Source organism: Polaromonas sp. P3_C2 (assembly GCF_056402675.1).
This window is the reverse complement of the sequence record NZ_JBFUGX010000075.1, coordinates 1-9,971: the sequence shown is the minus strand read 5'-3', so window position 1 is coordinate 9,971 and position 9,971 is coordinate 1. Positions and strand designations below refer to the sequence as shown.

At 61.7% G+C, this 9,971-nt stretch carries 8 protein-coding genes; 3 read left to right on the top strand and 5 right to left on the bottom strand.

Translation table 11 applies throughout. The annotated features are described in order from the left end of the window. The coding region (rpsI, locus tag AC1DWI_RS05310; protein ID WP_477724491.1) for a 30S ribosomal protein S9 at window positions 1-386 on the bottom strand (386 nt) is incomplete at its 3' end. Between the two features lie 10 nt (window positions 387-396). Beyond that, window positions 397-825, bottom strand: a complete 429-nt coding sequence (gene rplM / locus AC1DWI_RS05305; RefSeq protein WP_007867557.1) for a 50S ribosomal protein L13 — start codon at window positions 823-825, stop codon at window positions 397-399. A 205-nt stretch (window positions 826-1,030) separates the two neighbouring features. Here rplM and AC1DWI_RS05300 point away from each other — a divergent pair, with 205 nt between their 5' ends. The 3 genes from AC1DWI_RS05300 (at window position 1,031) to AC1DWI_RS05290 (ending at window position 6,420) form a co-directional block, all read left to right on the top strand. Then, window positions 1,031-2,029: a 23S rRNA (adenine(2030)-N(6))-methyltransferase RlmJ gene (locus AC1DWI_RS05300; protein ID WP_477670051.1), complete on the top strand. Its 999-nt coding sequence runs from the start codon at window positions 1,031-1,033 to the stop codon at window positions 2,027-2,029. Between the two features lie 387 nt (window positions 2,030-2,416). Beyond that, entirely contained in the window at window positions 2,417-4,351 is a 1,935-nt protein-coding gene (locus AC1DWI_RS05295) for a sensor histidine kinase (RefSeq protein WP_477724490.1), read from the top strand. Beyond that, window positions 4,348-6,420 (top strand): protein kinase domain-containing protein, encoded by a 2,073-nt coding sequence (locus AC1DWI_RS05290; RefSeq protein ID WP_477670053.1) that lies wholly within the window; start codon window positions 4,348-4,350, stop codon window positions 6,418-6,420. Before AC1DWI_RS05295 ends, AC1DWI_RS05290 begins: the two co-directional genes overlap by 4 nt. A gap of 243 nt (window positions 6,421-6,663) precedes the next feature. Here the strand turns inward: AC1DWI_RS05290 and AC1DWI_RS05285 are convergent, their stop codons facing one another. Genes AC1DWI_RS05285 through AC1DWI_RS05275 form a run of 3 tightly spaced genes read right to left on the bottom strand, consistent with a single transcriptional unit; the run spans window position 6,664 to window position 9,762 of the window. Continuing rightward, on the bottom strand, window positions 6,664-7,695 hold the full coding sequence (locus AC1DWI_RS05285) for a cytochrome d ubiquinol oxidase subunit II (protein WP_457282893.1): 1,032 nt from the start codon (window positions 7,693-7,695) through the stop codon (window positions 6,664-6,666). Then, on the bottom strand, window positions 7,688-9,103 hold the full coding sequence (locus AC1DWI_RS05280) for a cytochrome ubiquinol oxidase subunit I (RefSeq protein WP_477670054.1): 1,416 nt from the start codon (window positions 9,101-9,103) through the stop codon (window positions 7,688-7,690). The genes AC1DWI_RS05285 and AC1DWI_RS05280 overlap by 8 nt, the downstream gene beginning before the upstream one ends. Window positions 9,104-9,105: 2 nt before the next feature. After that, window positions 9,106-9,762, bottom strand: a complete 657-nt coding sequence (locus AC1DWI_RS05275; protein WP_477670055.1) for a GbsR/MarR family transcriptional regulator — start codon at window positions 9,760-9,762, stop codon at window positions 9,106-9,108. Window positions 9,763-9,971: the final 209 nt, after the last annotated feature.

Below are 9,971 nucleotides of genomic sequence, written 5' to 3'. Positions count from 1 at the left end.
TTGCTGAACTGCTTGCGGCGGCGAGCTGAGCGGAAACCGACTTTTTTACGTTCGACTTCACGTGCATCGCGGGTCACAAAGCCAGCCTGGCTCAGGGCCGGCTTGAGCGTTGCGTCGTAATCGATCAGCGCACGGGTGATGCCGTGGCGCACTGCGCCGGCCTGGCCGGACTCGCCGCCGCCGTGGACGTTGACCATGATGTCAAACGTCTCGACGTGGTTCGTCAGAAACAGGGGTTGGCGGCAGATCATGATCGAGGTTTCACGACCGAAGAACACCTGGATGTCACGGTCATTGATCGTGATCTTGCCGGTGCCTTTTTTGATAAACACACGGGCGACGCTGGATTTGCGACGGCCGGTGCCATTGTTCCATTCACCAATCATCAATGGCTCCTTAGATGTCCAGCACTTTAGGCTGTTGGGCGGTATGCGGGTGCTCTGCACCACCGTACACCTTGAGTTTCTTGATCATGGCGTAGCCGAGCGGGCCCTTGGGCAGCATGCCCTTGACGGCTTTTTCCAAAGCGCGGCCGGGGTGCTTGGCTTGCATGTCGCGGAAATTGGTGGCAGTGATGCCGCCTGGATAACCGGAATGGCGATAGTAGATCTTGTCAGTCGACTTGGCGCCGGTGACGCGCAGCTGGGCTGCATTGATGATGACGATGAAGTCACCGGTATCGACGTGAGGCGTATAAATGGCCTTGTGTTTGCCGCGCAAACGGAGAGCAACTTCGCTGGCTACTCGTCCGAGGACCTTGTCGGTCGCGTCAATCACAAACCACTCGTGCGTCACGTCAGCGGGTTTTGCGCTGAACGTTTTCATGAGTTTTCTTTCGAAAAAATGGTTTGTCGGGTTCTTTTCTGCGGTCGGTGTTCTTCTGATGAGAACCTCTTAGGCAGTATTTCAAGCTCTGCCGCGGAACCACTAGGCGCTGCAGAGCCCACGATTATATGAAAAATCAAGGACTTGCGTCAATATTCAGCCGGGTTTAAGGCATTTCCCCCATGCAAGAAGGTAGGATAGACCCATGTTTTCCTATCGCCACGCCTTCCACGCAGGCAACCACGCCGACGTGCTCAAGCACACCACGCTGATCGCGTTGATGAAGTATTTGACCCAGAAAGACACGGCGCTGACCGTGATCGACACGCATGCGGGCGCGGGCCTGTACCGGCTTGACGGCGACTACACCGAAACCAGCGGTGAGGCCCAGGAAGGCATTTTCAGGCTGCTTTCCCAATCTGTTTCCGAGGCAAAACCGGCTCCAGCCCAAGCACAGCATGCGCAAGCAGCTCCTAAAAAAATAGCAAAGCCCACCACCGCCAAACCAGCCGCAGGCGGCTGGGCGCCTGCCCTGCAGGACTACATCGACCTGCTGCGCGGCCTGAACCCGCAATTCGCCGAAAGCGGCGACATCGCGCACCTGAAGATCTATCCGGGCTCCCCTTTCATCGAGCAGCAATTCCTGAGCGGGCGCGACAAGCTCAAGTTGTTTGAATTGCATCCCACCGATTTCAAGTCGCTTTCCGGCAACATTGAACAGTTGGGTGTAGGCCGCCAGGTGGCGGTTTCGCGCGAAGACGGCTTTGAAGCCCTGAAAACCTTTTTGCCGCCACCCGCCCGCCGGGCGATGGTGCTGTGTGATCCCAGCTATGAAATGAAGAGCGACTACGCGCGCGTGTCGGCCTGCATGGCAGACGCCGTCAAGCGCTTCGCCACCGGCACCTATGTGGTCTGGTATCCCATCATCCCGCGGCCGGAAGCCCATGACCTGCCCCGTAAGCTCAAGACGCTGGCCGTCAAAGCCAGCCGAAGCTGGTTGAATGCCGCTTTAACGGTGAAATCGAGCAAATTAACAACAGATGCCGCCGGTGACGTGGTGCGACCGGGCCTTCCTGCCAGCGGCATGTTTGTCATTAACCCGCCCCACACCCTCAAGGCAGAGCTGCAAGCGGCCCTGCCGCAAATGGTGGCCCTGCTGGGGCAAGACCGCAATGCCGGCTTCACGCTGGAGCATGGCGGCTAGGGCTTTCAGGACGACGCCCTGCAAGAGGGGATGGCAGCCGGCACCGCCAGCCGGTTATGCCAGGTTGGCTGTGTTGTGCGCCCAGACTTTCCTGTCTTTACCGCCGCAGTGAGTTGTGGCAAGGTTGCCCCGTAAACTTTCCCAAAGTCTGCGCCTCCATTGCCCCACCCCTGTTTGCCCGCTTCCTGTCCTGATTTCCGCTTTCTTTTCTTCTTTTCCTCCTGGCTCTCCCGCTCCCTCGGTGCTCCACCACTAAACATGCCCGTCCAGGCTCAAGCTCTCCCATCCGCCGCCCCGGATACGCCGGGCCGTGGACCGCGCGTGCGTGGGAAAACGGCCGGACCTGCGGAAAAGGGAATCAATGACGGCTCAGCAAGCGGGATGGCGATGGGCACGCCAGAGGACATGGAAAGTGAAATCGAGCGCCGGGTTGCGCTTCGCACCCAGGAGCTTCGTGCATCGCTGGCGCGCTACCAGACCATGGTGGACCTCGCGACCGAAAACATCTGCGTCGGGCAGGAAGGCCTGCTGCGCTTTGCCAATCCGCCGTGCCTGGCCTTGCTGGGTACAGAGGCCGGCACCATGGCCGACCGGCCCATGATCGAGTTCATCCATCCGGAAGACCGCAACTTTGTTTCCGGCAAGCACAAGCTGCGCGCCGCCGGCAACGTCGTCCCGGCTTTTGAGGCGAGATTCCAGCGCGACGACGGCACGACTTCCTGGGTGGAAATCAACGGCGTGCTGGTGGACTGGGAAGGTGCGCCGGCGGACCTTTTTTTCCTGAAAGATGTCACCGAGCGCAAAAGACTCGAGGCTCTGACCCGATCAGCCGCCGAGCGCTACCGGGCGGTTGTGGAAAACGTCAACGACGTGATCCTGGTGGTGCAGAAAGGCATCGTGCGCTTTTCAAATACCAGCGCCCAGGCCATGTTCGGCCTGACGCTCACCGGGCTGCCGTCCATGCACCTGATCCATCCTGACGACCGCAGGATGGTGCAGCGCCAGCGCGAGCTCATGCAGTCAGGCACCATGGTCAGCGCCTACGAGGCCCGCTTCATCACGCCACCGCGCGAGACCATGGCGCCGGACCTGCGCACCGGCTGGGCGAGCATCTACGGCACGCGCATTGAGTGGGACGGCGAACCCGCCCTGCTCGTGCTCATGTCCGACATCAGCGAACGCCGCCGGCTGGACGAAGAACTCAAGACCGCGCTGACGCAGCGCGAAGCCATCCTCGAAACCACCGCCGTCGGCGTCACCTTCCTCAAAAGCCGGCGCCACCAGTGGCTGAACCGCACGCTGGCCGCCATGCTCGGCTACAGCCCGGCCGAATTGCTGGGCCAGGAAACGCGCGTTCACTATCCCAGTGACGAGGACTTCGAACGCACCGGCGAACTCGCCTACGCGCAGATCGCGCAAACCGGATCGTTCTCGCTGGAAACGCGCATGCGCCGCAAAAGTGGTGAACTGATCTGGGTTCAGCTTRACGGCTCGGCGCTCGACCGCAATCGCCCGCAGGAAGGCTCGGTGTGGACTTACGTGGACATCACCCGCCGCAAGGAAGCCGACGAAGAAGCCCGGCGGGCCCTGGCGCGCGAACGCGAGCTGGGTGAGCTCAAAACGCGCTTTGTGTCGATGGCCTCGCATGAATTCCGCACGCCGCTTGCCACGATTCTGTCGTCCGCAGAGTTGATCGAACACTACGGCGAAAAAATCACGCACCGCGAGCGCCAGGACATCATGGCCGACCTGGTGATCGCGGTCAAACGCATGCAGGGCATGCTTGAAGACATGCTCACCGTCGGGCAGGCCGACGCCGGCAAACTCAAGCTCAACCTGAAACCGCTGGATATCGCGGCGCTGTGCCGCAAGCTCGTGACCGAAATGCACACCAGCGACGCCGGCCAGCATGCGATTGAATTTGAAGCCCCCATCGGCCACGACGCTTTTTCGCAGCTGGTCCTGCTCGACGAACGGCTGGTCCGGCACATTGCCAGCAACCTGCTGGCCAACGCCTGCAAATATTCGCCCGCCGGCAGTGTGGTGGTGCTCACGCTGGACCGCCGGCAGGATGAGTCCGGGGACCACCTGATCCTGCGCGTCAGTGACGAAGGCATCGGCATTCCGCCCTCAGACCTGCCACGCCTGTTCGAGAGCTTTCACCGCGGCTCCAATGTAGGCAACCGCCAGGGCTCCGGGTTGGGCCTGGCCATTGTCAAACACGCCRTTGACCTGCATCACGGCAAAATCGAGGTGGCAAGCATGCCGGGAACGGGCACACAGTTCACGATCAGCCTGCCCATTTCTCAAGGAAACCCATGACCCTGATCCTGATCGTTGAGGACGACGACGCCATCCGCAGCAACATCGTGCGGCTGCTCAAACTTGAAGGTTTTGAAACGGCCGCGGCCGCAGATGGCCGGCAGGGCCTGGAGCAGGCCCGTGCAAGCCGCCCCGACCTGATCGTCTCCGACGTCGGCATGCCCGGCATGAACGGCTTTGAACTGCTGGCAGCCGTGCGCGCCGACCCGCTGCTGGTCAACACTCCCTTCATGCTGCTGACCGCGCTGGATGACCGCGAGAGCATGCGCCGCGGCATGACGGCCGGCGCCGACGACTACCTGTCAAAACCCTTCAGCCGCGCCGAACTGCTCGACGCCGTCAACGCGCAGCTGAAGAAAAAAGAACGGGTGCGTGAAGCCATCGACTCGGGGGTGGCCGCCGGCGAAGAACGCCTGCGCGCAGCTTTTGCCAGCCGCATCAGCGGCAGCCGCCCCGACAGCGTACCGGTTGATATTCCGGCCAGCGCGCAAACCGAAGAAATCGCCAATGCCACCGTGCTGGTGGCCAGCATCCGCAATTTCACCTCGCTGGCTGAAAAGCTCAACGCCGCGGAAGTGTCACAACTGCTCACCGAATATTTTGAGCGCATCTCCGAACCCGTGCTGAAAAACAGCGGCCGGCACATCAAGTTTGTCGGCGATGGGCTGATGGCGGTGTTTGTCGACACCCTCACCGGCTCGCCGCTGCCGGCCCCGCGCCGCGCCATTTCTGCGGCTCTTGCCATGGCACTGGCCACGCATGAATTCCGCGACTGGCTGGAGCAGCGCTTCGGCGGCCGCGCGCTGCCGCCGTTTGCCATGGGCATCGGCATCCACAGCGGCGCCGTCACGCTGTGCCAGCTCGGCACGCAACAGACCAAGGAACTCACGCCCGTGGGCGAAACCGTCACGCTGGCCTCACGGCTGGAAGACGCCACCGAAGAAAAGGGCTGGACGGTGATGGCCAGCGAGCAGACGCTCGGCGAAGCCGGCACCGGTATCCAGACCGGCATCCACACCTCGCTCTCGCTGCCCGGCCGCAACCTCGCCATCGATGTGGCCGAGGTCACGGGCCTCGTCACCACCATGGAAGACAAGATCCACGGCATGGCCAGCCTGACCGAGCGCGCCAGCGAGATCAGCGACGCCGTGCGCGCCAATTCGGACATTACCGCACGCGCGGTCAAGGGCGCGCTGGACGCCAAGCTCTCGGCGCTGAAAGACCTGCGCTTTGACGCCAGCAGCGAGGCGGTACGCCTCAAGGGCTACCGCATCACGCGCAAGATCGGCGCGGGCGGCATGACCGAGGTCTACCTGAGCGAACGCGAATCCGACGGCCTGCCGATCGTGCTCAAGGTGCTGGACTCACGCGGCAAGGAAGCCTCGGAACACCTGGTGCGCTTCATCCAGGAATACGCCCTGCTCTGCAAGATCGACCATCCGCACGTGATCAAGATCTACGACCAGGGGTTCACCGACGAGCATGCCTACATCGCGATGGAGTACTTTGAACGCGGTGACCTGCGCAGCCTGTTCGGACCCGACCTGGCCCGCTCGCAGGCGCTGACGGTGGCGCGCGAGGTCGCCCAGGCGCTGTCGGCCATCCACGCACACGGCATTGTCCACCGCGACATCAAGCCTGAAAACGTCATGCTGCGCGCCGACGGCAGCGTGGCGCTGGCCGACTTCGGCATTGCCAAGTCCATGCTGCAGGCCCCCAGCATGGGACTGACCCAAACCCATCACGGCGACGTCGTGGGGACGCCCTACTACATGAGCCCCGAACAGGCCACCGGCCGCAAGGTGACGGCGCAATCCGACCTTTACAGCCTGGGCGTGATGCTGTTTGAAATGCTGGCCAACCGCCGGCCCTACATTGCCGAATCGCTCGAACTGCTGCTGGCCAAGCACCTGAACGCCGACACCCCCGCCCTGCCCGCGGTGCATGCGGAATTGCAGGGCGTGGTCAACAAGCTGATGGCCAAAAGCCCCGAGCACCGCTACGAATCAGCCGAAGCCTTTCTGCTCGAACTCGAATCCATCGCGCCCGCGCCTGAAATTAGTCTTTAGAAAAGCTCCCCCCTGTCCAGGCTCACTGCGTGTAGCCCGGTCCCCCTCAGGGGGCGGCGCCTGGGGCCGGCAAAGCCGGACCCTCGGCCCCCGCTGGTAAATACCCCCGCTGGTAACGCCCTGAATTCTTCAACCAGCATGAGCCGTGGAACCGGCTTTGCCGGGCCACAGGCGGGCGGCCCCCTCGGGGGGCAGGGAGCTACACGAAGTGAGCGACCGTGGGGGCCATATCCTGCGTGGGGGCTAATATTTCAATGCGGTACTTTTTCCCCAGAACACGCGATAAGCGAACACGGTGTAGCCGATGATCATCGGCAGCACCACGGCTGCACCCGCCAGGATCACGCCCATGGCCTCGGGCGCGCTGGCCGACTGCCAGATCGTCAGCTTGTCGATCACCAGCCACGGGAAGAGGCTGTAAGCCAGGCCGTAGAAGGCCAGCAAAAACACGCCCACCGTCGCACCAAAAGGTACCCATGCGCCGTATTCATTGCCTTGTGCMAGGCGCACCGGCAGGCGCTGCAGGCTGCGGAAAATCACGCCAAACAGCACCGCCGTGGCCGCCGGGATTGGCAGCAGCAGCACGATGTTCGGAAACGAAAACCATTTGTCGAAAATGCTCTGGCTCACCAGCGGTGTGGCCACCGAGATGGCACCGATGCCGATCACAGTGAACAGGAGGCTGCGCCTGGCCCAGCGCACGGCTTGCAGTTGCAATTCGCCTTCGGATTTGATGATGAGCCAGCCGGCGCCGAGCAGGCAATACGCCGCGACCAGCGCCGCGCCGATGACCGCGTTGAAGACGATGGTCCACCAGGTCGCCGCAAAACCGGTGATCAGCGAACCCAGCATGTAGCCCTGCGACCAGCTTGCGAGCAGCGAACCGGTGTAGAACATGCGGTTCCACAAGGGCTTGTGGCTGGCGCGCGCCTTCACGCGGAAGTCAAAGGCCACGCCGCGCAGCGTGAGGCCGATGAGCATGAAGGCCACGGGCAAATACAGCGCGCCCAGGATGACGCCGTGCGCCAGCGGAAACACCGTGAGCAAAATACCGACGCCCAGCACCAGCCAGGTTTCGTTGGCGTCCCAGAAGGGGCCGATGCTGGCGATCATGGTGTCCTTGTCGTCATCGCCGGCGGTGCGCATCAACACGCCCACGCCCAGATCGTAGCCGTCAAGAATCACATAGGCCAGCATCGCCAGGCCCATCACCACCAGGAAAACAATGGGCATCCAGCCGGCGGCTTGCGTCAGGTCAGGGGCAAGGTCAAGCATGGGAGGCTCCTTCTTTTTCGGGGTAGTTCACGACGTTGAGTTCCTTCTCGGTCGCACCGGCGGTGTTGTCGTCCCCGAACGGCTTGTCGGCGTGTTTCCTGTGCCGCGCGAGGTAGAAGACCACCGACACATAAGACACCAGCAGCACCGCATACAGCGCGAGGTAGAGCGTCAGCGTCAACGCGATGCGCGGTGCCGGCACTCTTGAGGCGGCATCGGCTGCCGTCAGCACGCCCGTCACCAGCCAGGGTTGCCGGCCGATCTCGGTCACGTACCAGCCGGCGATCAGCGCGATCCAGCCTGCGAATGTCATGGCGACCAGAACTCGTGCATGCCATACGGTGAGCGTACGGTCAGGGTCTTTTTTCCAGGGTGCCAATTGCCACACGCTGGCCCAACTGACCAGAAGCATCAGGACGCCCACCCCCACCATGATGCGAAAGGCCCAGAACACCGGCGCCACCGGCGGATGTTTTCCCTCGAACTCGTTCAAGCCCTTGACCTCGCCGTCCAGGCTGTGCGTGAGGTAGAGCGACGCCAGCTTGGGAATGCCGATTTCATAGCGGTTGGATTTGGTGGCTTGGTCGGGCAGTGCAAACAGTACCGCGGGCACGCCTTTTTGGGTTTCCCAGATGCCTTCCATGGCGGCCAGCTTGGCCGGCTGGTGCTCCATCGTGTTCAGGCCGTGCTGGTCACCCGCAACGATCTGCAGCGGAATCAGCATGGCAGCCATGTAGATGCCCGTCTTCAGGCCGGCCATGACTTCGGCCCCGCGGTCATCACGCAGCCAGCGGTAGGCCGAAACGCCCGCCACCAGAAATGCCACGGTCAGCCCCGACGCCAGCAGCATGTGCACCAGCCGATACGGAAATGAAGGATTGAAGATCACCGCCAGCCAGCTCGTCACATGCGCCTGGCCGTTGATCATTTCAAAACCCGCGGGTGTCTGCATCCAGGAGTTGAGCGCCAATATCCAGAAAGCCGACAGCGTGGTACCGCCCGCCACCAGCAGCGTGGCGATGGTGTGCATGGTCTCGCTCACGCGTTCCCGCGCAAACAGCATCACGCCCAGCATGGTGGCCTCCAGAAAGAAGGCGGTGAGCACTTCATAGGCCAGCAGCGGCCCGGCAATGTTGCCCACCTTCTGCATGTAGCCCGGCCAGTTGGTGCCGAACTGGAAGCTCATGGTGATGCCGCTGACCACACCGAGGGCAAAGGTCAGCGCGAAAATTTTCACCCAGAACTGGTAGGCGTCCATCCAGTATTGCGCTTTGGTTTTCACGAAGCGCAGCTTGAAATACAGCAGCACCCAGCCCAGCGAAATGCTGATGGTGGGAAAGAGGATGTGGAAGGTGATGTTGGCCGCGAACTGGATGCGGGCCAACAGGAATGCGTCTAAACCGTCCATCATCAACTCCTGTTTTCGTCGGGAAGGTTGGCAGCAGGTGCTGCGGGGCCGAGGAGCTCGCCGGAAGGCTTCGCCGCCACTTTGCTGGATGCGGTGCGGCCTGTCAAACCGGCCTTCACGCTACTGGCGACCTTGTCCTTCACTTCCAGCAGCTTCTGCACCTTGGCGCCCATCTTCATCAGGCTCATCAGCGTGGCCGAGTCCATCTTCTGCACATCGGCCAGCCAGCCCGTCATCAGCTCGATCAGGTCGTGCATCTGCTTCATGCGCGCCTGGGCGTGGATGTCATCCTGGTTGGCCGGGTGTTCCATCAGCGCATCGCGCAGCATTGAAAGCGTCGGGTCAATCTCGCGCTTGCGGCGTTCCTCGGCCAGTGTGCGGAAGATGGCCCAGACGTCTTCCGGCGCACTGAAATACTCGCGCCTGTCGTTCGGCAGGTGCTGCAACCGCACCAGGTTCCACGACTGCAACTCCTTCAGCCCCATGCTGACGTTGGACCGCGAAAACGCCAGCGCTTCGCCGATTTCATCGGCATTCAGGGCCCGCGGCGAGACATATAACAAGGCATAAATCTGCCCCACAGTACGGTTAATGCCCCACCGACTGCCCATTTCACCGAAATGGAGAACAAACCGCTGGGTTAAGGGGGCCAGATTCATGGTTTGGGTCTCTTTACGGCGTCTTTGGTGTATTGAATTTTCAGGAATTACTGAAATTCTAATAAATCCAGGGAGTTCACGCCAGGGGTTTGGTGGGTTGACCTTTGGAACCTCTGAAAATTGATAATGGGCTTTCGTCGGCAAGCCCTCCATTAGGGGTTTGCACTCTGAATTCAATTTATTTACCGGATTGGGCCATCCCATATGCC